We start from the raw sequence: 23,881 nt of genomic DNA, 5'->3' as shown, positions 1-23,881 counted from the left end.
AGCCGGCACTGTGAATGACAAGTGCCGGCTGAATACTTTATGCCATAATGAATTGATCATTGGAAACGGTTTGCAATAATCGGGTCGGCTCTCCGACGCTGTACAATTGCAAATAATGCATGGCTCTTGTACAGACGGTGTAGAAAATTCTACGGAGGCTTTCATCGCCATATACTATCTCTGATGCATCGTATATGATCACGGCGTCAAACTCAATCCCTTTCGATAAATAGGATGGGATAACAACGACCCCTTGTTCATATTCCATTGACCCGTTTTTTACATGCTTAAGGTCATTTATATTGGATAACGCCTCGTAAGCACGTTTGCTTTCCTCCGCAGATTTGCAAATGATTGCAATCGTATTGCAGCCAAGACCCCGCAGCTCATCAACTTTGGAGGAAATAACAAGATGCAGTTCTGCATAACTTTCCAACCGGGTCAAAACAGGAAGATCCCCATCGCGATCGAACGGAATGATCTGGTCGCCATTTGGCATTAATCGTCTTGTGAATTCGATAATCGGTTTCGTGGAACGATAACTCCTTGATAGGTTGATGACCTCGGTTTGTTCTGGTCCATACAGGCCGGTTAATGTTTGAAAATCGACCTGTTCATTAGCATGTGCGAAAATTGCTTGGTTAAAGTCCCCTAACACAGTCATCTTGGCAGCGGGGAAAAGTCGCCTTAAATATTCGAATTGAAATGGTGAATAATCTTGCGCCTCGTCAACAACGATATGTTTGATTGTCCGATTCGTTTGGAAGCCCTGAATGAGCTCGTTTAGCAGCAAATATGGCGTGGCATCTTCATATAGAAGCTTGCCGTTATTGATCTCGTCAAGCGTGATTTGACAAATGTCAGGCCACTCCGTTGGTGGCTCTTCATCTAGCCACTGTTTGATGTGAAGTGGGTTCGTGAAAAGCTGCTTATAAATTCCTTTCATGTCAATGAAACGGTACGTGCGGATCCGTTTGCGCAACGGTTTCAGCTTCTGCTGGACAATTAAGCGGGCAAGTGCATCGGGCTCCATCTCATAATCGGCAATTGATTCTCTTTGAAAGCCATTCTTTTTCGCTAAGTACTTATGGGCATTATTGTACGCTTCATTGCTAAGCAGCTCGATTTCTTCCTCAACCCATGGTTCTGTTCTTTCGGTTTTCTGTGTTTCATTTATTTTTTTCAATAGCCAATTCCTTAGTCTTTCAAGTCGGTTATGGAAGCGGAGTGAAGTGTCGCTGCTATAAAATCTGTTCGCAATTTCTTCTCCTGTCACGATCGGTTTTCCTCGGAATCGAATGTCTTTGAACAACATACCCGATGTTTCTAGTGCTTTTCTATACGATTCAATTGCTTCGAAAAATGGTGTGGATGCTTTGAAACGGATGCCGGCAACTCTTTGCTTGTATGATGGAGCATCCAAAGCTGTCAATACGTACTCCAATTGCTCGTAAGGGTTTTCGATTTGGAATTCATTGCTTAGCCGATGGTTCAAGTATTCCTGAAACGTGACTTGCTGCATATTTTCTTCACCGAGTTCCGGCAATACATTGGACACATAACTGTTGAACATCGAATTTGGTGAGAATAAAATAATTTGATCGGCATTAATGCTGTCACGGTATTTGTAGAGTAAGTAAGCAATCCGTTGTAAAGCAGCCGATGTCTTGCCGCTCCCTGCAGCGCCGTGAACGATTAGGAGCCTGCCGTGATCATGCCGGATAATACGGTTCTGTTCTTGTTGGATCGTAGCGACGATACTATGCATATGTTTGTCGGTCCCTTTACCCAAAACTTGTTGTAAAATTTCATCCCCGATTGTAATGCTCGTGTCGAACATCGATTGAAGAACGCCGTTATGAATGAGGTATTGCCATTTTTTCTCTAACTCTCCTTTAATAATGCCGGCTGGCGTCGTATACTGGGCTGCTCCAGGTTGATAATCATAGTAGACGCTTGAGATAGGCGCCCTCCAATCGTAAACAAGGAAATCTTCCCCGCTTTCATTTGTAAGAGTGGCGATGCCGATGTAGATCTGCTCCTCGTCCGTGGACCCTTCCTCAATAAAATCAATGCGTCCGAAGTATGGAGCATGTTGCATACGCCGTAGTGTGGACAGTTTGTTGGACGCATGTCTATGAGTTGTTTGGCTAACTGACAATGCTTGCGCTTCTTGCCTTAATCCGATGATTGTTTCAAGATAATCATCGAAAGTATCCGTATTCACTTTAATTTCATCCCAAAAATGTTTGCGAATCTTCACCACTTCGTCCTTGCGCTTAGAAGTTTCCTTCTCTAAATTGTAGATCCGTTCCTGAATAATTTCCGTGACATGATCCACTCTTTGCTGCTCCTGCTGAAATTTTGAACTCATCGCACACACTCCTTAAAAAGATATAGAAAAGAGTTGACTTGTGAAAAGCTTATGTTGTATAATTAAGATGGAATTAATATAGACATTTATATATTAGGTGCCCATCTATATAAAAATAACATATATGCTCATTTTTTTCAATGAGTCTTTTTGTGTTTCTCGATAAATAAAGCCCGCCTGTTTTGAATAAATCAAAATGGGTGGGCTTTTTGAATGAATAGGGTGCTATTTGAAAGTATGATGAATTTTTTTGCAACCAATTCCGCTACTTTTGACGTATTAAATACAAATAAATAGCATTTCATCATGAGAGGGGGATTGAAATGGACAAAAGCGGCTTTATACTTTTTTCTGCAACGCATATTGGAGCGATCCTATTTTTCATTGCTGTGGTGATCGCTTTGTTTATAGGGAGAAATCAGTTCCGGCAATACGGTGAGAAGTTGAAGTATGTAGAACGTACTGCCGCATGCATTCTACTCTTGCTTGAATTGCTCTATCATCTATGGATGGCGGTGACCGGGCGATGGAGCTTGGCAGATTCACTGCCGCTTGAGTTATGCAGCATTTCACTCCTCGTGGCGATTGTGTTGCTTTGGTCAGGGAATCGTCATGTCATCGACTTTGTTCTATTTGCAGGAATCGGAGGCGCCGTTCAAGCGTTGCTTACTCCAGTGTTAGACATAGATTTTCCTCATTTCAGGTTTTTTCATTTCTTTCTTACCCATATAGGCATCATTTTGACTGGACTCTATTTTGTGTGGGTGAAAGGTTACGTGCCAACGTTGAAAGGAGTATTTAAGGCGTTTCTCTTATTGAATGCGCTTGTGCCACTCATCTTCATAATCAATTTGGTTGTAGATGGGAATTATATGTTTTTGCGGGAAAAGCCGTATAGCGGCAGTTTGCTTGATTATTTAGGTCCATATCCTTTATATATCGTTTCGCTTGAAGTAGTCGCAATTCTGACGTTTTTATTTATTTACTTGCTGTTGAGAATCGGGGAAAGTGCTGAACGAAAAAGAAGCAGCGTTGAATGATGGCGCATGATCCACTCGTCATTACGAGTCAGCATTAAACTGTCAAACCGTTCTCCTAACCATACGAAAAAAAGGAATGCCCGGCAAATCGCATTATAGCGACGCCGGGCCTTTCCTTTACCCTTTTTCTTTTTTTGTCCAAGGTGTGCCTAACTTTGGCAATGCCCAACGGTCAAGGCCGTACCAGCCAGCCACTTTCCATGCCAACACGAGCCAAGTTGCGAGGATGAACAGCAATGGATTCGTGCTAAGTGTACCTGCGAACAGAAAGCTGACGTTCATGAAAGCTCCAAAGAATGCAGCAATTCCGGTTAACAATCCGAAGATCAAGCCAAGGCCAACTAAAACTTCACCGTAAGCTACCATGAAGCCAAATACTTTTGCGTTTGGCAATACAACATTTTCCAGGAATGTTGCATACCAACCGGACACATCTCCACCTTCTGCTGATTTTGCAAGTGCACCGCCAATAAATCCTTGGAGAGCGGCGCCTGCGTTTTCACCAGTCCACGCGTCACTCGTCACTTTTCCCCAACCCGCTTTTAGCCAAGCGAACCCTACATATACTCTAATGATCAACCAAATAAGTGCGGAGCGAGAATCACTGAATAAAAACCGGGATACTGGATTCTCAGGAATGACAATTACATTATTATTGTTCATATATGACCACCTCCAATGAATATTTTATCCTAATACATAATACCTATCTATACAATTCACAAGTATGTAAAATATAAAATTGAATTGTTTGTGAAATTTAAATACGCTTTTACTGAATAGAAAAAGCGGACGCCAGACAGCATCCGCAATGCTTACTATAAATGTGTTTTCTTGGCTTGCAGTAAACTAAAAACACTAACTTCGTTGTATTTCCTTTTCTCTTAACATGGATATTAAATTATGCAAATAATACATACCGTTTAACTGGTGTTCAATTTGAATGTCCATATCCGATAGGGCGTATAATGTGACTTCCCTAGCCTTTGCTATATTATGTTGACCCATTTCCTCCAATACTTCACGTACTGTTTTTAGTAAAAAAACGGAAGATTGCACTGTGCGTATGATTAAAAGACGCCGGATGTCTTCACGATCATATTGGCGATAGCCGTTTTCAGGATTTCGTTTTGGTGTGATTAATCCTTCCGTTTCCCAGTGACGAATTGTTGTTGCTGGCACATCGATTTCTCTTTCCACTTCCCCAATGGAATACCACTTTTTCTTCTGTCTATCGAGAAAGTGCTCCATTTGATCAGGTTGCAATAGCTCAAGCGATTGAAGAGCTTGCTGTTTTCTGTCATATAGCTCTGCTTGCAGTTTATTAATCTCCCAAAGAGCTTCCTTGAATTGCGATGCTTGAATCATCGGCATAATTTTACGGACGGCGGCCATTCCAAAGCCGGGATATAATGCGCGTATGCATTGGAAGTAAGCCAGATGCACTTCAGTGTAGACTCGGTACCCGTTCGGTTTTCTTTTCGGTGGGGGAACGATGCCCCATTCTTCGTAATGCCGCATCGCACTAGTGCCGACGTCTAACTGTTTCGCAATATCTTTTGGCTTATATTCCATTGTAAGCGCCCCTTTCTGTTTGTGAAGATTCTATTATAACATTCAAGTACCATGACGTTTATTTCACAAGAAATCCTTATAAATTAACACATGGAAATGTTAAACCTTGCACTTGCATAAATGTTGTATGATGGGGCTATAACGGTAATGGAGGCGATTGTTCTGGAAAATGTCATTTTGATTCAAGGTGCAAGGGAGCACAATTTACAGCAAGTGACGGTCACAATACCAAAAAATAAACTTGTTGTACTAACAGGACCTTCCGGTTCGGGAAAATCGACATTGGCGATGGATACGCTGTTTAAAGAATGTCAAAGACAATATTTAGAATCGATGGGTATGCAAGGAATCGATAAACCGAAAGTCGACACGATTCGGGGATTGTCACCAGCGATTAGCGTTAACCAGCATGTGACAAATCGAAATCCACGTTCATCGGTCGGCACAGTTACAGATATGTATACAAGTTTACGAATGATTTTTGAAAAGTTAGGTCATCGCCATTGTCCGAATTGCCATTGGGAAATAAAACCAACTTATAATACTTCTGATATTGACAGGGAAGCCAATCGTTTTACAGAATATATCCATTGTCCTCACTGTCACTACCGCATGGAAAAATTAACACGCACTCATTTCTCATACAATACAGCAGAAGGGGCTTGTCCAACTTGCAAAGGATTAGGAAGTGTAATTAGCATCCATACACCTTCTGTTTTTCATGCCGACTTGTCGATTGAAAACGGAGCTGTTGATCTTTGGAAAGGACGTTATGGAGACTATCAAGTCGCCGTAGTGAAAACGGCTTTAGAATATTATGGTGTGCCAATCGGCGATGATCTTCCATTGCATGCATACCGTCCAGAACAGATTTCCATTCTCTACTATGGCACTGACAGTGATGAAGTGAAAGAACACTTTGCAAACATAAATCCGCCGAAGACGGTCGCGGAGGGCAAGTTTGAGGGTGTATTAACAGGAATGTGGCGGCGGTATTCAGAGAAATCCGGACAGTCGGCAGAGGGAGATGCCTATTTTTATTCCGAAACCTGCCCTGATTGTGAGGGTGAGCGTTTGAATTCGATCAGTCGTGAAGTGACTGTAAGAGGGAAGACGATTCCTAAGCTTGTAAACCGCTCGTTAGAAGAAATGCTCCTATGGATTGAAGAGGTTGAAAAACAATTGGATGAGAACAGCTATCTGTTGACGGAGATGTTTATCCAAGACTTGAAAACGAAACTGAAAAGAATCATTAAAATGGGTTTAGGATATCTTACCTTAGATCGTCAAGTAATTACGTTGTCTGGGGGAGAGATGCAACGACTTCGTCTATCTTCTTTACTTGATTCCTCTCTGACAGGAGTTCTCTATGTGATGGATGAGCCAACGATGGGACTCCATCCGAAAGATACGATGGGGTTGGTTAGTGTGATGAAAGAGCTTAGGGATTTAAATAATACAGTGCTTGTCATAGAGCATGATGTAGATGTAATGAGGGAAGCGGATTATTTAATTGATATGGGACCAGGGGCCGGAAAATTAGGTGGAAGAGTTGTCGGTCAAGGAACGTTATCGGAACTAGTTGACCAGGAAAATTCCGTGACAGGTAGTTATTTGCGAGAGGAGGAGAAAATGGTTGAGGAGTATCGTAGCGGTACAGGGGAAGTAGTTACGGTAACCGGGGCAACATTGCATAATTTAAAATCATTAACCGTCTCTTTTCCGATAGGTTGTTTAATTGCGGTGACTGGCGTATCGGGCTCCGGGAAATCTTCTCTCGTTTTCGGTGTCCTCTCGAAAGGGCAAGAAAAAATTCGACAAGGTTTTTCGGAAGTGTCAGGGCTTGACCATTTTGATGAAATCGTAACGGTCGGACAGTCACCGTTAAGTCGAATGAAGCGCTCTAATGTGGCGACGTATACTGATTTATTTACAAGCATCCGAAATGTCTTTGCAAAGCAGCCGATTGCAAAGGAAAAAGGATTAACTGCGAAACATTTTTCCTTCAATACGACAGGCGGACGCTGTGAAAATTGCCAAGGGTTAGGCTATGTAACGACAAATATGCTCTTTTTCCCCGACTTGGAAGTGACTTGTCCTGTTTGTCGTGGTAAGCGGTTTAAGGAGGATGTGCTGTCTGTCACGTATGATGGCTACAATGTGAATGATATTTTAGAATGCTCAATTCAAGAAGCGTTGCCGATCTTTGCGAAGGAGATGAAAGTTAAGAAAGTTCTTGACTTGCTCGTTGATATTGGTTTAGGTTACTTGAAATTGGGCCAGTCCTTAACAACATTGTCTGGCGGAGAAGGTCAGCGTTTGAAGCTATCGAAGGAATTATTAGAGACGACGAAGAAAAAGACATTATATTTATTGGATGAGCCAACGACAGGTCTTCACCCGGTTGATGTCCGTCAATTGTTAAACATTTTACATCGACTTGTTGATGCAGGAAATACAGTAATTGTTGTTGAACACAACAGTGAACTCATTAAATCAGTGGATTGGATTGTCGATATGGGGCCTGAAGGCGGAGAAAAAGGCGGACAAGTAATAGCTGAAGGGACGCCGAGAGAAATAAAAGTAAATAAAAAGTCGATTACTGGACGTTATCTATAATAGTTCTGCCCCTCTTTTGCTTTGCGAAGGAGGGGATTTTATATATGGGAGACTGAATAATAATATGTTACAATTGTTTGGATTACGTAGTGGAAGGAGCATTAAATATGTGTTGCTCATGCTGTCCGGTAGTAGATCATTCCCTTCTTTAGAAAATAAAAGATGAGGGGGATACTTATATGTTAATTCAAAAAGAAATCATTCAAAGAGTGAAAGATAAATGTATTCAAGATCAATCCGTGTCATCGTGTATGATGTATGGTTCTTTTACGAAAGGTGAAGGCGATCAGTATTCTGATGTTGAGTTTTATATTTTCATCGATGATCATAGAATCGATCATTTTAGTTCGAAAGATTGGATCTCCGCAATTTCGCCAATTGAGCTACTCTTTTACAATGAATACGGAACCGAAGTCGTCGTTTTTACCAACATGATTCGAGGAGAATTTCATTTTCTGCCCGAATCCCAAATGGATATTATAAAAAGCTTTAAACCGACAGGTGTATTTCCTAATGTTGAGTCCATGTATATGTACGATTCTACAAACAGGCTAATTCCTTTGCTTGAGTATATTAGCGGGGCTGGTCCGGAAAGAATGACAAATGAGAATGTGAATTTTGCATTCAATAATTTTGTAAATGCATGGTTATTCGGTGTGAATGTACTGAAAAGGGGAGAGTTCGCGCGCTCTTTAGAGATTCTTTCCCAAGTACAGAAATTCATATTGCAGTTGATTAGAGTGAATGAGCGTACAGTTGAACGTTGGTTAAACAGTACGAAAAATCTCGAAAATGATATTAGCGCTGATTTTTACAATGATTATGCTGCTACGACTGCTTCTTTACATGAAGAAGAGATTAAAAATGCGTATTATAACGCTTTAAAGCTTTTTGGAAAACTGCATGACTTGCTTGCCCGTAGCTATCAGATAGAAGTAAAAAAAGAGTTGATTGCTAAATTATACTGTTATCATAAGGAATAACAGAGATATGAAGAAAAGCCGCATTTCTTAACTAAAGAATGCGGCTTTTCTTCATAAAAGATGGTTTTTAGCGTCTATTCCGGAATCGTAGCCTTGAAATGACATCTATTTTCTTATGTTAACACATGCGTCAAAATGGATGTGGTACATGGACTTCCTCATCAAGATCAATCTTTAAAATTTGCCCTGCGTGCACCAATCCACTTCCAAAGCCATACATAAGGACCCGATCTCCATTTTTAACTTTTCCATCACGGATTCCAATGTCGAGGGATAGTGGAATTGTAGCAGCAGAAGTATTACCGAAGTTGACTAAGCTGTATAACGTTTTGTCCATCGGGTAGTGCAATTTGTCGCAAATCGGCTCTATTAAGCGCAAGTTCGCGCTATGAGGTATGAACCAATCGATTTGCTCTAAGGTTATTTCCGTTTTTTTCAACAATTTCTCTATATTTTCGGGGACATTCCGTACTACCCAACGGAAAACCTCCCTGCCATTTTGTACAAGAAATTTAGTGTCGACTAACTCGATATCATTTACTCTTTTTGATAGTCCTGTTCGGTAGACATGCTGTGCTCCACTTCCGTCGCTTCCTAATTGAAATCCTTCGAAGCTATTTGCTTGTTCGTCCCTTTCTACCAATACTGCACCAGCGCCGTCACCGAATAACACACATGTGTTTCGATCTGTGTAGTCCGTAATTTTGGATAATGTATCTGCTCCCACAACGATTACTTTTTTGTGAAGCCCAGATGCAATATAGCTATGTGCCGTATGCAATGCATATACAAACCCTGCACACGCTGCGCTTAAATCCATCGCGCCGGTTTGGGGAATGCTCAAACGTTCCTGAATGATGCTTGCTACAGAAGGAAATGGGAAATCTGGTGTGCTTGTTGCGACAATAATCATGTCTACATCTTCAATTTTTTTATTGTATCTATGCATTAAATCTTTTATGGCAGAAACGCATATATCACTCGTAAATTCATCGACACGAGTAATTCTGCGCTCGTGAATGCCGGTTCTTTGAATAATCCATTCACTGTTTGTTTCAACCATTTGTTCAAGATCGGAGTTTGTTAATCTTTTTTCGGGTACATAAGTACCGATCGCTGATATTTTAGCTCCTATCATTCAATCCACTCCTCATTTTAATAGTTGATACTATCACCTGGTTATAATTATAACGACTTGCAGTATTGAAAGTCAATTCAAAATAGAACGAAACGTCGGATAAGGTTGACCGTCTAATTTATGGAATAGCATTGGATTGGGGAGATTGAGAGTGAGGAAAATGAAGTGCTTCTTTTTATTGTGGCTGCTACTCATTCTGTTAGGATGTCAGGCCGTAGAAGTAAATCACGCTTCTATGCAACAGTCGGAAAACAATGAGTTGTTGTTAGATGAACAGATTGTGAAAATCACGATTTCAGAAATAGGGGGAGCGGGTGAAACTGTTCTACAAGATGTAGACTCCATTGTATCGATAAGGAGCATCGTGAATAGTGCGGTAAAAGAAGACGGCATCGTTAATATTATCGAACCGGATTTTTACATGAACCTCCTTTATGAGCACGGTGTTGAAGAAAGTTTTTACTGCTGGATAGGTGATAGCGGGATGATCAATACTTTAATGCGCACAGAAGATACACACACAATCTATACTCCTTTTGAAGAAACGCCGGTGACATTGCTTGAATTCTTTCAATAAAATAGTGTGCGCCCAAAGGACTGTAATTAGGTCCTTTTTCTTTATTTCGATCTATTTGATAGACGTCAAAACAGGAAAACATTTACACTATACATACATTGAAATCTTGGGGGCGGGTTCATGAGTGAAGAAGTGATCACGGCTGGTTGGGATGCGATTGATGCAGCGATGGAGCGAATTTATGGAGAACAGGAACCGAAGCATTACGGCACGCTCATATCCTATGCTTTAGGGGGATCTGATCCGTTAGACGGAATAAGTGTCTATTCGTCCGACTCGCCGCTTCCGCATTGGCATTTCGTTACGTATGGGTTTTCGGAGCTGTACGAAAAGGAATCCGATTATGCAGAGGAAAGTGGATATGGGTTTGAATTGACGTTTCGGTTAGTTAAGGAAAAAGATGAGGAGGAACCACCTGCATGGGCTTTAAATTTGCTGCAAAATATGGGGAGATATGTATTTAATAGCGGCAATGTATTTCGATCGGGTGACTATTTAGATGCAAATGGTCCAATCTGCTTGGAATCGAATACTCAACTGACAGCACTTGCTTTCATAGCTGATCCGGAAGTGGGAACGATCGATACGCCAAATGGGCAAGTGCAATTTTTGCAAATGGTCGGCATTACAAAGGATGAATTGGAAGCGATGCAAATATGGAATACAGTAGGGTTGCTTGAATCTGGATTGCCGCATATTCCTTCTTATATGACGGATTTGAATCGTGCATCATTATTGGAGGATGAAGCGGTTTCAAAGGCGGTGCAAACTGGAATGGAGCATGATGGCTCCAATACGGGCATCCTATTTGTCGATCAACTCTCCTGGGAGAACGGGAAAAAAGGGTGGCTACGCAAATCTCCGTCTATTTTAACGATTGGAGCGAAGCAAGCTGACATTATTGGAAAACTATTGCGCGGACGCCTTCTTAAAAATCGGAAGCTGACGTTGTCAGGTCCTGAAAGCCGTATTGTTTTTGAGGCAGGAGAGCAGTCGGGCTATTCTGCAGGGGACGATGAAGTCCGGATTGTATTAGATGAGCATACTGTTACGGAAATGAGCAACAAATTGCGACCGAAGCAGAGTGAATTTAATGTTTCTGCGAAGGACGGATTCATGGTGCGCATAGTTCAAACGAACATTACCGATCAGGACGGGCGTGTTGTCAAAACGATTGGTTAATAGTAGGTTGCAGGAAATATGCTTTCATTACTATAAGAGTGAAATGCTTAAAAGTCGACTTCCTTTTGAGGGAAATCGACTTTTTTATTTCGCAAAAACATAATTGGATTGCATTCAACTTTCTTTTTCAACTTCTAACATTATTTTTGTCACATACTCTTCCTCGTCATTTTTAATAAAAGCATCGTAAACATATTCCTCATATACATACTGGCCTAGCCGATAATGTTGCTCTTCCATAAAGGCAAATAATCGTTCATATGTTTGTTCAATTGTACTAACGGTCCCTACGTGATATCCGATAATGACTTCTCCTTCAATGGTCTTGAAATAAGAATGCCCTTCGCGTGGAAAGGGCTGTTCCATATATAAGAAGGAATAATTATCGTAGTTGCCGGCTAATATTTGGTCCCTCTTTGTAATAGCGCCAATCGGATGACCTGTATCTAATTGTGAACGGTATAATTCATCAATGAAATCGGAGACTGCTTCGACAAATTGCTCTTCCGAGGAATCTTCAATGTTTTTGCTTAGATACAAAACTTCTTCCGGTAAATGCTGAATTGTAATGCTGTCAAAATCGAGATGCAGTGCCTCCTCAGTTGAACGTATTTTCACGTCGATCATACTTTCAATCATTCTTAGTTCTTGTCGCTTTTTCTCTACAACCTCTTTTTGTTGCTGCATTAATTGCAAAAAATGATGGGGTGATTTATTTGCCATATACGTTTGGATTTCCTTCAATGACATGCCAACCGCTTTTAATAATTCAATTACGCTAAAAAAATCATATTGCGCAATCGAATAGTAACGGTAGTCTTTCTCATCTTTCATAGCGGGTGATAGTAAACCGATTTGATCATAATAAATGAGCGTTTGTTTATTTACTTTGCATAGCTTGGCAAATTCACCAGTCGTAAAGTACTTAATTTTTCGATTTGACAATTTATATTCTCCTTCTTGACTATATAGTAACTATATACCTTAGATTATATCTATCCATAAAACAGATAGAAAGGTTTTGACAATATGTTCTCAGAATATCGGAACAATACTGGTGTAAGTAATGATGAAATCTTATCGTTGCATACTGCTGACGCTCAACAAGATTGTATTGAAATGACGTTGCAATACATTGTAGATGCTAAAAAGGATCTGCGTTTTGTACTTGATAGAACAGGTACTGCGGTAGGACTTGCGTTGTATGGTTCGTTTTTACAGAATCACGGAGAACAGGTAATGATCAAGAAGGTGAGATATGATGACAACTATGAATGTAATTGAGACTAGACCTCTAAAGCCATTGTTTTTATCTTACTTATTTCCCGCTATGATCGGTATGGTGCTCATGTCGATCAATATTTTAGTGGATGGAATATTTGTAAGTCATGGGGTAGGACCGACGGCATTAGCAGGAGTAAATATTGCGGTCCCGATCTTCTCTATTTTGCTATCAATTTCCCTTTGGATCGGGATGGGTGGTGCAACGCTTTATTCGATAGCACTTGGTCAAAATAATGTGGAACGTGCTCATCGAATATTTACATTGTCATTTTTTGCGATGATTGCAGTTGTTGTTGTTTTGATCATTTCATTGTTATTCAACCTGCAAAGCATTGCTTATCTGTTTGGTGCTAACGACAGTACCTATCCTTATGTAAAAGAGTATTTGTATATCATTTTGTTGTTTGGGATCTTTTATACGATAGAAAATATGTTGAGTATATTCATTAGAAACGATGGGAACCCAAAGCTTGCAATGATCGGTTTGATTACAACATCTATTTTGAATATCGTATTAAATTATCTCTTTATATTCGTACTTGACTACGGAGTTACGGGCTGTGCGTTGGCTACTGTCATTTCCACGATGACAGGAGCTGCTGTACTATGCCTTCACTTCTTCCGTAAGCAGTCTCAGTTGAAGTTTGTCCGAAAGTTTTTTAACTGGGCAGATGTGAAAAGCATATTTGCAATTGGTTTGCCAAGCTTCATCGTAGAAGCTTCAGTAGCTGTTATCGTAATTTTGTTCAATGTTACGTTTCTACATTATTTGGGAGATGACGGCGTCACGGCCTATGCGATGGTCAACTATATTCATACAGTGCTGTTAATGATGTTTTACGGGATTGGCATGGCACTCCAGCCGATCGTCAGCTATCATTACGGCGCTAAGTTAATGAATAGAGTGACAGCACTTCTAAAAATAGGTATCACCACTGCACTCATTTTAGGATTCGTCATTGTGTTTGCTGCAATGTTATTTCCTACACAGATCATTGCAGTATTCGGTGACAATACAACGGAAATTCGTGAAATGGCATCACGTGGTTTTGTGCAATTTGCGATCGGTTATCTATTTTTAGGGATTAATATGGTGTTTGCAGAGTTCTTTCAGTCTATTGAAAAGACAAGGCTTGCATCATTGATTATGTTATTGCGCAGTATTCTATTATTTGTGCCAGCACTCATCGTATTGCCGATCGTATTTGGGGCAAATGCAATTTGGTGGACATTCCCTGTTGCTGAAAGTATTACAGCGCTGCTTATTCTCTATTATGTAAAGAAAAATCCGAAGACCATTTCTTCATGATTTTGTATGAAGAAGTGGTGATTATACCGGAACTTTGAAGTTTTTGTTTGTTGGTGGATAAGATTATATTTTAAAAGGCGGATGGAGTTCGAGGCCGGAGTTTTTGGTAGATGGTGCGGAAAAAGCAGGTTGTTTGTTAGGGGTGTGGATGTGATTTGTGCGGCAAATTCGTAGGGTTATGCGTTATAGAAATGTGTTATGCGTGAGTATGGGGTTTTATGCGGGTTTGTTGTGATTTATGCGTTTGAATGTGGGGATATGCGTTGTAGATTTGCGTTATACGTGCGTTTAGGAATTTATGCTTTGTTAATTTGATTTATGCGGTATATGGAAAAAATTGGTCTGCTCATTCACAGAGTGGACCATTTTTTGTTGATGCTTATGTTAATTTTAGATGGTATATGGGAATAGTATTCGTAATTAGTCTAATGGTTGACAGGCGGTCGGATGGGTGATAAAATTATCTTGAATTCAAGATAATGTGCAGTTTGAATATTTTTTTAGTTATATATCTCGAATTCGAAATATATATTTTCGTGATATGTCGATTAATAGATAGGAGTGGATCAATGTGAAAAAGACTAGTGGAATTCACCATATTACAGCAATTGTTGGTCATCCGCAGGAAAATGTTGATTTTTATGCAGGGGTGTTGGGGCTTCGGTTAGTGAAGCAAACAGTGAACTTTGATGATCCAGGTACGTACCATTTGTATTTTGGCGATGAAGGCGGGAAGCCAGGTACGATCATTACGTTTTTCCCTTGGGCGGATGCGTATAAAGGAAAAATTGGCGACGGTCAAGTTGGTGTTACTTCTTACGTTGTACCAACGGGTGCAATTGGGTTTTGGACGCAAAGATTGGAGGCGTTCAATATTTCTTATAACAAAACTGAACGTTTTGGAGAACAATATTTAACATTCGATGACCCTCATGGCCTTCATTTGGAAATTGTTGAAAGAGAAGAAGGGGCATTGAATACGTGGACATTCGGTGGAGTGACGCCGGACGTTGCCATTAAAGGCTTTGGCGGTGCAACGCTTTATTCCTCTCAGCCAAGTAAAACAGCAAAGCTGTTAGAAGAAATTATGGGATTTGAACGTATCGGGGAAGAAGGAGATTTGATCCGCTTCCGTTCATCTGCGGCTATCGGCAATATCATCGATTTGAAAACGGAGCCACAAGGAAGAGGACAAATGGGTGTTGGAACGGTTCACCATATCGCATGGAGAGCGAAAGATGACGAGGATCAATTGGAATGGCAACAATATGTTGCTGAAAAAGGCTATCATGTAACACCTGTTCAGGATCGGAATTATTTTAATGCAATCTATTTCAGGGAGTTTGGCGAAATTTTGTTTGAAATTGCGACAGATCCTCCAGGATTTGCAATTGATGAGCCGCTAGAAAAGATGGGAGAGCAGCTCATGTTGCCTACACAGTACGAACAGTACAGAGAGCAGCTTGAACAGCGATTAATTCCTATTGAAGTGAGAGAACCGTCGTAACTGGTGACTATGAACGAGCCAATAAAGAGGGTTGATGATTATGGAAACTCGAAATGAAACGTTACAGGAAGAATTGTCACTTAAGTTATTTGTCGTATTGACGCGGACCTTTGAATCGATCAAGAAGCGCGTGGAAGCGGATATTAAATGTTTAGGGTTAAATACGACCGAGTTTGCAGTGCTTGAATTGATTTATAGCAAAGGGGAGCAGCCGATCCAAAAGATCGGCGAGAAGGTATTGATTGCAAGCAGCAGTATTACGTATGTCGTAGATAAGTTAGAAGAGAAGGGTTTATTGAAGAGAAAGCCTTGTCCTACGGACCGTCGGATTACGTATGCGACGATTACGGAGGAGGGAACTGCATTCATGGATGAAGTTTTTCCTACACATAAAAAGTCAATTGAGGAAATATGTGCTGGATTAGATATGGATGAGAAAAAGATGATGATCGAGCAGTTGAAAAAGTTAGGTTTTTACGCTGATAAACTGAAATGAAAATAGGGTAGCCATTTGGTCAAAGATGACGCAATGGCTATCCTTTTATTCGTCTGCAGTTTGGCTATTGTTTTTAGCCATTTCTATCTTGTGCAATGTATGCTTTAGTCCCCATTCATGCATCGCTTCTAAAATCGGTTCTAAACTTCTGCCGTATTCTGTAATGGAATATTCAACTTTTGGAGGCACTTGTGCGTATACTTTTCGCTTGATGATGTCTTCTGATTCCAATTCTCGCAATTGTGTTGTCAGCATTTTTTGCGTTATGCCGGGGATGCTTCTTTTAAGTTCGTTGAACCGTTTCGTTCCTTCATTTAATAAATGCAAAAGAATGAGCGGCTTCCACTTGCCAACTAAAATTTCTAATGCATCATCGACTTTGCAAAGCTCTGGTTTTTTTGCCAAGTGTCTTCCTCCTATCAGTATCTTTTTCTATACTATACAACATTTAAGTGCGTACTTATAAATATTGCTTTAAACCAATAAAATGATCGTAATGGATCAAAAAGTAGCATGAATAGAGAAAAGGGTGGTTATCAATGAAGAAATATCGAATTGACCCGAAGAATGGATTGGAGTTCGGGCTGTATACGTTGGGAGATCATATTTCAAATCCTTGGACGGGTGAACGAATTTCTGCAGCCCGGCGTATTGAGGAGATCATTGAGCTAGCGAAATTGGCAGAGCAGGCGGGCATTGACTTTTTCAGTGTTGGAGAAAGTCATCAGGAATATTTTACGACGCAGGCACACACAGTAGTATTGTCCGCAATTGCGCAAGCGACAGAAACAATTAAATTAGGCAGTTCCTCTACAATTATTAGTACGTCCGATCCTGTGCGGGTATATGAGGATTTCGCAACGATCGATTTGATCTCGGGAGGAAGAGCTGAAATTGTTGCGGGACGAGCATCCCGTGTAGGGCTTTTTCAGTTGTTAGGTTATGATATCCACAATTATGAAGAATTATTTGAAGAGAAGTTTGAGCTATTGTTACAGATCAACAAGGAGAAAGTTGTGAATTGGAGCGGCAATTTCCGTGCCCCATTACAGGAGGCGGTCATTTTACCGAGACCGTTGCATGGTTCGTTGCCAATTTGGCGTGCAGTTGGCGGAAGCACAGGGAGCGCCATTAAAGCTGGACTCGCTGGTGTTCCGATGTTTATTGCTACGTTAGGTGGTCCTGTGAGCACGTTTAAACGTTCAATTGACGCTTACCGAGAAGCGGCAGCAAGTCAGGGCTTTGATACGACAACACTACCCGTTGCTACAGCGGGCTTCTTCTATGCTGCCGAGACGACTCAACAGGCACAAGAGGAATATTATGCACATGTGAATAATGGCATGCAGCTCACTAACGGCAGAGGTTATCCAAAGGAGTTTTTCATGGCTGGATCGGCGAAACGAGATGTCATGAACATCGGCAGTCCTCAGCAAATTATTGAGAAAATACTTTATCAACATGAAAATTTCAATCACCAACGCTATATTGCTCAAATGGATTTCGGTGGTGTGCCGTTTGATCGACTCATGAGAAATGTTGAGTTAATTGGCAATGAAATTTTGCCGGCAATCAAAAAATACACTTCACAAAGTTGAACTGCAAATCAAAGTGCTGGACTGCATGCATCCTGCCTATATAAGATGTAGGGAGCAGTTATGAGGAGGATTTGACATGAAGGAAATTACGACAGATGACTTGCTTCAAAAGCTTGATAATGGAGAAACGCTAAATCTCATCGATGTAAGAGAAGATGACGAGGTTGCAACAGGGATGATTTCCGGCGCAATTCATATTCCGTTAGGAGAAATTCCGGAACGTATGGAAGAGCTTGATAAAGCGACGCCATATGTGCTGATTTGCCGATCAGGCGGGCGGAGCGGACGCGCGGCTGAGTTTTTAGAAGCACAAGGATACGACGTCACGAATATGGTTGGCGGTATGTTGGACTGGAAAGGTGAAGTTGAATTTAAGTAAAAAATTTTGGGAGCCCAGTGCTCTCTTTTTTTATTGATGATATCCATGTTCAACTGTTCTTTTCAATCGGTATTTGAACGAAATTAAGCTTGCAGAAGTTCATTAACAAACAAAATAGAACGATGATACAAGCAATCATATCTTGGCCATTAGCTGCGTATAGTGGAGGAAAAAGGCGGTGTGGCATTGAAGCGATGGGTGGTCATTGGATTGTTGTTTGCTTGCTCCCTTTTAGTTGTATGGTATGGCGTGAAGGCGTCAGACCGTAATTTCTTTATGCCCGAGCAGTTGGCAGGCGTCAAAATTGTCCTTGACCCTGGACATGGCGGGCTGGATGGGGGAGCTTCGGTAGGAGATGTCGTTGAGCGTGATATTACGTTGAGCATTTCTCATGAGCTAAAGAAACGGCTTGAAAAAAAAGGTGCCGTAGTCGTAATGACGCGCGAAAAGGGTGGAGATGCGTTAGCGGAGCATGCACCGAGTGAGAAATTTGGCACAAATCGGCAAAGGAAATTAGCTGATTTAAAATTGCGCGAGTCCATTGCGATTGAGGAAAATCCTGATTTATTCCTTAGTGTGCACGTGAATGCGATTCCGGAAGAAAGATGGCGAGGAGCTCAAGTGTTTTTCCATCCAGAAGGGCATCCGGGCGGGGAGTTATTAGCAAACTCTATTCAAAATTCATTTCGAGAGAACTTGAAAAACACGGATCGGGAAGCATTGGCGATTAAAGGTGTTTATTTGTTGAAAAAAGTGCCGATGCCGTCCGTTTTGATTGAGACAGGATTCATTTCCAACCCTGAAGAACGTGCATTGTTGACGGATCCTTCCTATCATGGCAAAGTGGCGGATGCTATTTTAGATGGAATCTTGGATTTCTATTTGGCAGAAGGTGAAGAGGATTAAAGCACATACAGTCTTTGAATAGGTTACATTGTGTTATACTTAGGGGAGAATGATTAACCTCTAAGGAGTGTCTAAATTGATTAACGAACAAATAGTCCGTGAAGTTGTAGGCGAATTGAAGGATCCGTTTTTACATAAACCACTATCCGAAACAGATGGGATTGTCAGTATCTCTGTCAAACCTGAAAAGAAGCATGTGAGTGTAAAATTGGCGATCGCCAAAATCAACACAGCGGAGCAAATGAATTTGCAGATGAAAGTGGTAGAAGTTATTAAAGCTGCCGGTGCCGATTCGGTTGGAATTCGTTTCGAGGAGTTGCCGGCAGAAACGCTTGAAAAATTTAGAGGGACGGCAACTGCTGCGGAAGCGCAAGATTTGTTATCTCCTTTGAACAATGTTGAATTCATCTCAATTGCTTCCGGAAAGGGCGGAGTTGGGAAGTCGACTGTGTCTGTAAACTTGGCCGTATCTCTTGCGCGCCTTGGTAAGAAAGTAGGTCTGATTGATGCGGATATTTATGGTTTCAGCATACCGGATATGATGGGTATTACTGATTTGCCAATCGTTCGCGGAGAGCGGATCATTCCTGTGGAACGCTTCGGAGTGAAGGTCATTTCCATGGGCTTCTTCGTTGAAGATAACGCTCCAGTCGTATGGCGCGGACCTATGTTAGGAAAAGTATTGGATCAATTTTTCAGAGATGTAGAATGGGGAGAGCTTGATTACCTAATCTTGGACTTGCCGCCAGGGACAGGCGATGTTGCGCTTGATATTCACCAAATGATTCCAACGACGAAAGAAATTGTTGTAACAACACCGCATCCAACAGCTGCCTTTGTAGCGGCGCGTGCTGGTGCGATGGCACTTCAAACGGATCACTCGATTTTAGGTGTTATTGAAAACATGGCTTGGTTCCAATCTAAAGTAACGAATGAGAAAGAGTTTGTTTTTGGACAAGGGGGCGGTACGCGTCTTGCGGAAGAACTCCGGACAGAAGTATTAGGTCAAATCCCGTTAGGTCAACCGGATTGGAACGAAGAAGATTTCGCTCCTTCCGTCTACGCAGAAAACCATCCGATTGGTAAAATTTATTATGACATTGCTCAAAAAGTGATTGATAAAACGAAAAAGTAAGCGATGGATGCCATATTGGCTTCATCTCTCAGACTGTAGACAATGTATCTTTTTACATTATTTACAGTCTTTTTTTGTTGAGATAGTAGTCTCCTTGCTTAGAAAGCGGTGTAAGTCTTCTTAAATAGTTAGGCGGTGGAGGGCTTATTGGCCCCCACCGCCCTGTTGTCCGCCGCCTTGCTGTTCTTGATTTCCACTGCTGCCTTTGTCTCCGCCCTTTTCTTTTGTAGGTTGTACGTTGCCGGCTTTGAGAATCAATTCTTGCCATTTTGCTTGTAGCAATGGATTGTTGATCGTATCCTCTACGGACTTTTCTATTTCCTTTTTCATATTGGCGGATTGCAAAATTGTTTCTAACTGTTTTTGCATATCTGCTTGACCGAAAAATGTTACCATTTCATGTTGGAAGGACGAATCATTAATAAGCTTGGACATAATGTCCTGTTGCTGTTCTTTCATGCTCTTGGCGATAGCTTCAGTAAATTTGGGATCCTCAAATGCCTGTTTCCAAAATTCTTCCCCTTTTTTTGACAGTAGTGTATCTTCAATGGATTTTTTTACTTCGGGCTGCTCTAGCACCATTAATTCACGAAACTCTGGATCTGACAGCATCTTCCGAACTGCCTTTTTTCCATCCTCTGTTTGTAAAGCATCCGACATCATCTTTTTCATTTCGTCAAAAGTGGGGGAATTTTGCTGTGGACTGCAGGCAGATAGGATTAAAAGGATGATCGATAAGTACATCCATCTTTTGATCATAGAAATCAAAATCCCTTCGAGTGCTTTTTCAATTATTGTTCACATTATAAGCAGGAATATGCATAAAGCATGCTATGAAATAGATTTTTCTTTCAAACGTTGGTACACTATTGGGAGCAATCAAAAACGGGGGAACAGTATTTTGACAATACGAAATTGGGTTAAATTTTTCTTGAGAGCAATGGCTATCGGTGGACTTGTCACGGCGATCGTCGGTTTGATCGTCCGTTGGGAATTCTTTTCGCATTATTTGACGAACGGTGAAATTATAGAGTTTTTAGGTGCGTTCATTTGGATGGTTTTTTTAGGCTTTACAATGAGTGTTGTAGCACAAATGGGATTCTTTGCCTATTTGACAGTTCACCAATTCGGTGTGAATTTATTCAGATCGCTTACTTTGTGGAACTGGGTTCAGCTATTGATTATCGCTGTTGTTTTATTCGACCTAATCTTTTTCAGGTTCAAATTAACATCTGACGATACGGGTCGTACGTTATTGTATTTAATGCTTTTATTTTCACTATTGGCTGTTTCTATTGTTACTGCCTATTTCAAAGCAAAATGGACGAAAAAGCATACACTTATTTCTGCACTATTCTTCATGATCGTTATTACAACTCTTGAATGGTTACCGGCTTTGATGGTGCGTTCAGGCAATATAGATTCATGGGTAACAATCTTATTGTTCCCGTTGTTAGCTGTTAACGCATACCAACTGTTGGCATTGCCAAAATATAACCGCCAATCGGATGAAGATAAGGCGAAGCTGGACGAGCGTCGAAAAGCAAGAAAAGCGGAAGCTGCCAATAATGCTAAAGCGAAAGGCAAAAAAGTAAAAGCAAAATAAAGAGCGATGCCCTGTTTGTTGGGCATCGCATTTATTTTGGTATTTTTTTTGTTTTGATTGTCATACTGAAAAGGACATCTTCCAACGTTTTAATATCTCGATTTTCCTGCAGTTTTTTTAGATCTTGTATGGAGATCCGCTTGTTTCGATGGTGAGGAAGAGATAATATTTCACCCTCAATGACTGGAGGAGATTCTCCGCCTTCCCAAATGCGCGTTGAGCCTAATGCATTTACTTGAGATTCCCATAATGCTGCTCGTAAATTATAGGGGAACTGCTCATCCATTGACCTGAACCATAAAGGCTTGCTGTCAAAAATCGTTTCATATTTTTTGATTTGTTCGATTAGCAATGGAATGTCTTGTTCATATTCCATGCCTGCATGTCCCAACAATCCGGTAGGAATATTCTTTTTCTTAATCAATTCAACCGTCTCAGGAAAACGTTCAGCCCAATCTACATCAATGAGCAAAAGCGGATATGGTGCCTCCAAGCTTTTAATCAATTCAGTGGCTTCCTTATCCCCAAAAGAAATATTGATCGTAAGTGCCGTACCAGATGTGCCTTGTGTAATTACGTCGTTCGGCTCGTTCGTCAAACGGAATACTTGGGTCAATTTGCTTGTTCCCGGAACTTGGGGAAAGATTAAGACCAAAATAGTGCAAATAGTGATGAGTAAAAGTAGCTTGTATTTCATATTCAGTCCCCTTTGCTGCATAAAATATCCCGAATGAACGGGTCGCTATTAATTGAAAACCTTTATGCAACAGGTTTTACAAACCCTTTTCTGCATAAAGCTTTATTGTCTAAATTACTTTATGATTGAGGCTTGACCAATATGAGTGGAACATGGTAGTATAAAAAAGTCGTCAGGGGGTTAAAAAAACTTTTTTGAAAAAAGACTTGATTTCATTTTGCCCCTTCGCTATAATATGATTTGTCTCTTATGACGTTATGAAAGTTAATACGATTCCGCAGTAGCTCAGTGGTAGAGCAATCGGCTGTTAACCGATCGGTCGTAGGTTCGAGTCCTACCTGCGGAGCCATTTTTATGCTTCCATAGCTCAGCAGGTAGAGTGCTTCCATGGTAAGGAAGAGGTCGCCGGTTCGAGCCCGGCTGGAAGCTCCAGAAGAAATTGCAATTCCCTGTGAATTGGGAGTCGCTTTTTTTATGTGGAGAACCAGTCGAAGAATTTTGAAATGAATTTTAAAAAACACCTTGCTTGTTGAAGACAGATTTGTTACTATAACATTTGTCTTGATTATTTATGAAGGCCCCTTGGTCAAGCGGTTAAGACACCGCCCTTTCACGGCGGTAACACGGGTTCGAATCCCGTAGGGGTCACCATGTTTGTTTTTAAGAGTTTCGTAATGTCTCCTTTTTAAAATAGAAGCTGACAGAGAGATGCGGAGCTTATCACAATACTCCTGTTAAAATTGGGAGAAGCAAGCAGGTCGCGGAAGCGATTGAATGAAAGAGGGATCGTACAAAGGTACGTGACCGAATGAATGAAAGAAGCTGACAAAGAGATGCGCAGCTTATCACAATTTTAACCCGGTGGGGTAGCGAAGTGGCTAAACGCGGCGGACTGTAAATCCGCTCCCTCAGGGTTCGGCGGTTCGAATCCGTCCCCCACCACCATTTATACATAAAAATATTGGGGTATAGCCAAGCGGTAAGGCAACGGACTTTGACTCCGTCATTCGTTGGTTCGAATCCAGCTACCCCAGCCAAACTTTTTAAACGCTATACGGTTAAAAAGTTTTGCTTATAGTTTCAAATGAAGCGATAAGCAAAAGCAAAATAGCTTCAAAACCATAACTTTATGAACTACGTTAACTACATACTACTTTACTTATCCATGTGAATTCTTTTCATTTTTGAAAAGAATTCTTTTTTNAGATAGAGGAGGTTGGGGAGCATACCGCACTTCACGTTTCGCTTCCAAGGCAGCCTCACAAATGTCCTCAGTGTGGGGCGATGACAACTAAGATCCATGACTACCGCATGCAGAAGGTCAAGCACCTCAAGTGGTTTGAGCGTTTAACGGTCCTCTTCTATAAACGGCGCAGGTATGCCTGTTCATGTGGAAAACGCTTTTCGGAGACATCTCCCTTCGTGGAGAAGTATCAACGATACACGAAAGAGTGGAATCAGGTCGTCCGTGTCCGA

General features: G+C 41.1%; 22 protein-coding genes, 5 tRNA genes and 1 pseudogene. 20 read left to right on the top strand and 8 right to left on the bottom strand.

The annotated features are described in order from the left end of the window. Positions 1 to 37: 37 nt before the first annotated feature. Positions 38 to 2,374, bottom strand: coding sequence for an RNA polymerase recycling motor HelD (helD, locus tag ACFQ38_RS01080; RefSeq protein ID WP_381479563.1), 2,337 nt, complete (start codon positions 2,372 to 2,374; stop codon positions 38 to 40). A gap of 323 nt (positions 2,375 to 2,697) precedes the next feature. On the opposite strand from helD, the gene ACFQ38_RS01075 reads away from it, so the two are divergent. Next, a complete protein-coding gene (locus tag ACFQ38_RS01075; RefSeq protein ID WP_381479562.1) occupies positions 2,698 to 3,414 on the top strand; it encodes a YwaF family protein in 717 nt (238 codons plus the stop codon). A gap of 117 nt (positions 3,415 to 3,531) precedes the next feature. Here the strand turns inward: ACFQ38_RS01075 and ACFQ38_RS01070 are convergent, their stop codons facing one another. Both ACFQ38_RS01070 and ACFQ38_RS01065 read right to left on the bottom strand, forming a co-directional pair. Continuing rightward, positions 3,532 to 4,077, bottom strand: a complete 546-nt coding sequence (locus ACFQ38_RS01070) for a DoxX family protein (protein ID WP_336825079.1) — start codon at positions 4,075 to 4,077, stop codon at positions 3,532 to 3,534. A gap of 195 nt (positions 4,078 to 4,272) precedes the next feature. Next, positions 4,273 to 4,989, bottom strand: coding sequence for a MerR family transcriptional regulator (locus tag ACFQ38_RS01065; protein WP_381479561.1), 717 nt, complete (start codon positions 4,987 to 4,989; stop codon positions 4,273 to 4,275). A 162-nt stretch (positions 4,990 to 5,151) separates the two neighbouring features. Here ACFQ38_RS01065 and uvrA point away from each other — a divergent pair, with 162 nt between their 5' ends. Together uvrA and ACFQ38_RS01055 are read left to right on the top strand one after the other, a co-directional pair. Next, a complete protein-coding gene (uvrA, locus tag ACFQ38_RS01060) occupies positions 5,152 to 7,608 on the top strand; it encodes an excinuclease ABC subunit UvrA (protein WP_381479576.1) in 2,457 nt (818 codons plus the stop codon). A gap of 179 nt (positions 7,609 to 7,787) precedes the next feature. Next, complete coding sequence (locus ACFQ38_RS01055; RefSeq protein WP_336825082.1) at positions 7,788 to 8,591, top strand: nucleotidyltransferase; 804 nt, start codon at positions 7,788 to 7,790, stop codon at positions 8,589 to 8,591. A 130-nt stretch (positions 8,592 to 8,721) separates the two neighbouring features. Here ACFQ38_RS01055 and ACFQ38_RS01050 read toward each other — a convergent pair whose 3' ends face one another. After that, positions 8,722 to 9,729: a ketoacyl-ACP synthase III gene (locus ACFQ38_RS01050; protein WP_381479560.1), complete on the bottom strand. Its 1,008-nt coding sequence runs from the start codon at positions 9,727 to 9,729 to the stop codon at positions 8,722 to 8,724. A 151-nt stretch (positions 9,730 to 9,880) separates the two neighbouring features. Between ACFQ38_RS01050 and ACFQ38_RS01045 the strand changes: the two genes are divergently transcribed. Next, a complete protein-coding gene (locus ACFQ38_RS01045; protein ID WP_381479559.1) occupies positions 9,881 to 10,306 on the top strand; it encodes a hypothetical protein in 426 nt (141 codons plus the stop codon). Between the two features lie 120 nt (positions 10,307 to 10,426). Continuing rightward, positions 10,427 to 11,488 carry a suppressor of fused domain protein gene (locus ACFQ38_RS01040; protein WP_336824721.1) on the top strand — a complete coding sequence of 354 codons (1,062 nt, stop codon included), beginning with the start codon at positions 10,427 to 10,429 and terminating at the stop codon, positions 11,486 to 11,488. Between the two features lie 114 nt (positions 11,489 to 11,602). Here ACFQ38_RS01040 and ACFQ38_RS01035 read toward each other — a convergent pair whose 3' ends face one another. Then, the gene (locus ACFQ38_RS01035; protein WP_381479558.1) at positions 11,603 to 12,433 is read right to left on the bottom strand and encodes a MerR family transcriptional regulator; all 831 of its coding nucleotides are present in this window, start codon (positions 12,431 to 12,433) and stop codon (positions 11,603 to 11,605) included. An 84-nt stretch (positions 12,434 to 12,517) separates the two neighbouring features. Here ACFQ38_RS01035 and ACFQ38_RS01030 point away from each other — a divergent pair, with 84 nt between their 5' ends. The 4 genes from ACFQ38_RS01030 (at position 12,518) to ACFQ38_RS01015 (ending at position 16,084) form a co-directional block, all read left to right on the top strand. Further along, a complete protein-coding gene (locus ACFQ38_RS01030; RefSeq protein WP_336824722.1) occupies positions 12,518 to 12,772 on the top strand; it encodes a hypothetical protein in 255 nt (84 codons plus the stop codon). Next, positions 12,750 to 14,081, top strand: coding sequence for an MATE family efflux transporter (locus ACFQ38_RS01025; RefSeq protein ID WP_381479557.1), 1,332 nt, complete (start codon positions 12,750 to 12,752; stop codon positions 14,079 to 14,081). Before ACFQ38_RS01030 ends, ACFQ38_RS01025 begins: the two co-directional genes overlap by 23 nt. 571 nt (positions 14,082 to 14,652) lie before the next feature. Further along, entirely contained in the window at positions 14,653 to 15,588 is a 936-nt protein-coding gene (locus ACFQ38_RS01020; RefSeq protein WP_381479556.1) for a ring-cleaving dioxygenase, read from the top strand. Between the two features lie 40 nt (positions 15,589 to 15,628). After that, positions 15,629 to 16,084, top strand: a complete 456-nt coding sequence (locus tag ACFQ38_RS01015) for a MarR family winged helix-turn-helix transcriptional regulator (protein ID WP_336824726.1) — start codon at positions 15,629 to 15,631, stop codon at positions 16,082 to 16,084. Between the two features lie 45 nt (positions 16,085 to 16,129). Here ACFQ38_RS01015 and ACFQ38_RS01010 read toward each other — a convergent pair whose 3' ends face one another. After that, entirely contained in the window at positions 16,130 to 16,489 is a 360-nt protein-coding gene (locus ACFQ38_RS01010) for a winged helix-turn-helix transcriptional regulator (RefSeq protein ID WP_336824727.1), read from the bottom strand. Between the two features lie 134 nt (positions 16,490 to 16,623). On the opposite strand from ACFQ38_RS01010, the gene ACFQ38_RS01005 reads away from it, so the two are divergent. The 4 genes from ACFQ38_RS01005 to ACFQ38_RS00990 all read left to right on the top strand — a co-directional run bounded on the left by ACFQ38_RS01005 (position 16,624) and on the right by ACFQ38_RS00990 (position 20,102). Continuing rightward, positions 16,624 to 17,682 carry an LLM class flavin-dependent oxidoreductase gene (locus ACFQ38_RS01005; RefSeq protein ID WP_336824728.1) on the top strand — a complete coding sequence of 353 codons (1,059 nt, stop codon included), beginning with the start codon at positions 16,624 to 16,626 and terminating at the stop codon, positions 17,680 to 17,682. A gap of 76 nt (positions 17,683 to 17,758) precedes the next feature. Next, on the top strand, positions 17,759 to 18,061 hold the full coding sequence (locus ACFQ38_RS01000) for a rhodanese-like domain-containing protein (RefSeq protein WP_336824729.1): 303 nt from the start codon (positions 17,759 to 17,761) through the stop codon (positions 18,059 to 18,061). A 186-nt stretch (positions 18,062 to 18,247) separates the two neighbouring features. After that, positions 18,248 to 18,967 (top strand): N-acetylmuramoyl-L-alanine amidase, encoded by a 720-nt coding sequence (locus ACFQ38_RS00995; RefSeq protein ID WP_336824730.1) that lies wholly within the window; start codon positions 18,248 to 18,250, stop codon positions 18,965 to 18,967. A 76-nt stretch (positions 18,968 to 19,043) separates the two neighbouring features. Then, positions 19,044 to 20,102: an Mrp/NBP35 family ATP-binding protein gene (locus ACFQ38_RS00990; RefSeq protein ID WP_336824731.1), complete on the top strand. Its 1,059-nt coding sequence runs from the start codon at positions 19,044 to 19,046 to the stop codon at positions 20,100 to 20,102. Positions 20,103 to 20,246: 144 nt separating this feature from the next. Here ACFQ38_RS00990 and gerD read toward each other — a convergent pair whose 3' ends face one another. Next, positions 20,247 to 20,861 (bottom strand): spore germination lipoprotein GerD, encoded by a 615-nt coding sequence (gene gerD / locus ACFQ38_RS00985; protein WP_336824732.1) that lies wholly within the window; start codon positions 20,859 to 20,861, stop codon positions 20,247 to 20,249. Between the two features lie 142 nt (positions 20,862 to 21,003). Between gerD and ACFQ38_RS00980 the strand changes: the two genes are divergently transcribed. Next, positions 21,004 to 21,708 carry a KinB-signaling pathway activation protein gene (locus ACFQ38_RS00980; RefSeq protein WP_336824733.1) on the top strand — a complete coding sequence of 235 codons (705 nt, stop codon included), beginning with the start codon at positions 21,004 to 21,006 and terminating at the stop codon, positions 21,706 to 21,708. A 31-nt stretch (positions 21,709 to 21,739) separates the two neighbouring features. On the opposite strand, the gene ACFQ38_RS00975 is transcribed toward ACFQ38_RS00980, so the two are convergent. Continuing rightward, complete coding sequence (locus tag ACFQ38_RS00975) at positions 21,740 to 22,405, bottom strand: polysaccharide deacetylase family protein (RefSeq protein WP_336824734.1); 666 nt, start codon at positions 22,403 to 22,405, stop codon at positions 21,740 to 21,742. Positions 22,406 to 22,679: 274 nt separating this feature from the next. Here ACFQ38_RS00975 and ACFQ38_RS00970 point away from each other — a divergent pair. The 6 genes and pseudogenes from ACFQ38_RS00970 to ACFQ38_RS00945 all read left to right on the top strand — a co-directional run. Then, positions 22,680 to 22,754: transfer RNA gene (locus tag ACFQ38_RS00970), tRNA-Asn, on the top strand. Positions 22,755 to 22,761: 7 nt separating this feature from the next. Continuing rightward, a tRNA-Thr gene (locus ACFQ38_RS00965) sits at positions 22,762 to 22,837 on the top strand. A gap of 144 nt (positions 22,838 to 22,981) precedes the next feature. After that, positions 22,982 to 23,056, top strand: a tRNA-Glu gene (locus ACFQ38_RS00960). Positions 23,057 to 23,265: 209 nt separating this feature from the next. Next, positions 23,266 to 23,350, top strand: a tRNA-Tyr gene (locus tag ACFQ38_RS00955). Between the two features lie 17 nt (positions 23,351 to 23,367). Next, positions 23,368 to 23,442, top strand: a tRNA-Gln gene (locus ACFQ38_RS00950). 190 nt (positions 23,443 to 23,632) lie between these two features. After that, positions 23,633 to 23,881, top strand: a pseudogene (locus ACFQ38_RS00945) (transposase family protein); the annotation flags it as partial.

The sequence above is a fragment of the Sporosarcina contaminans genome, assembly GCF_042679045.1.
Classification (GTDB): Bacteria; Bacillota; Bacilli; order Bacillales_A; family Planococcaceae; genus Sporosarcina; species Sporosarcina contaminans.
This window is presented reverse-complemented; position numbering and strand designations above follow the sequence as displayed.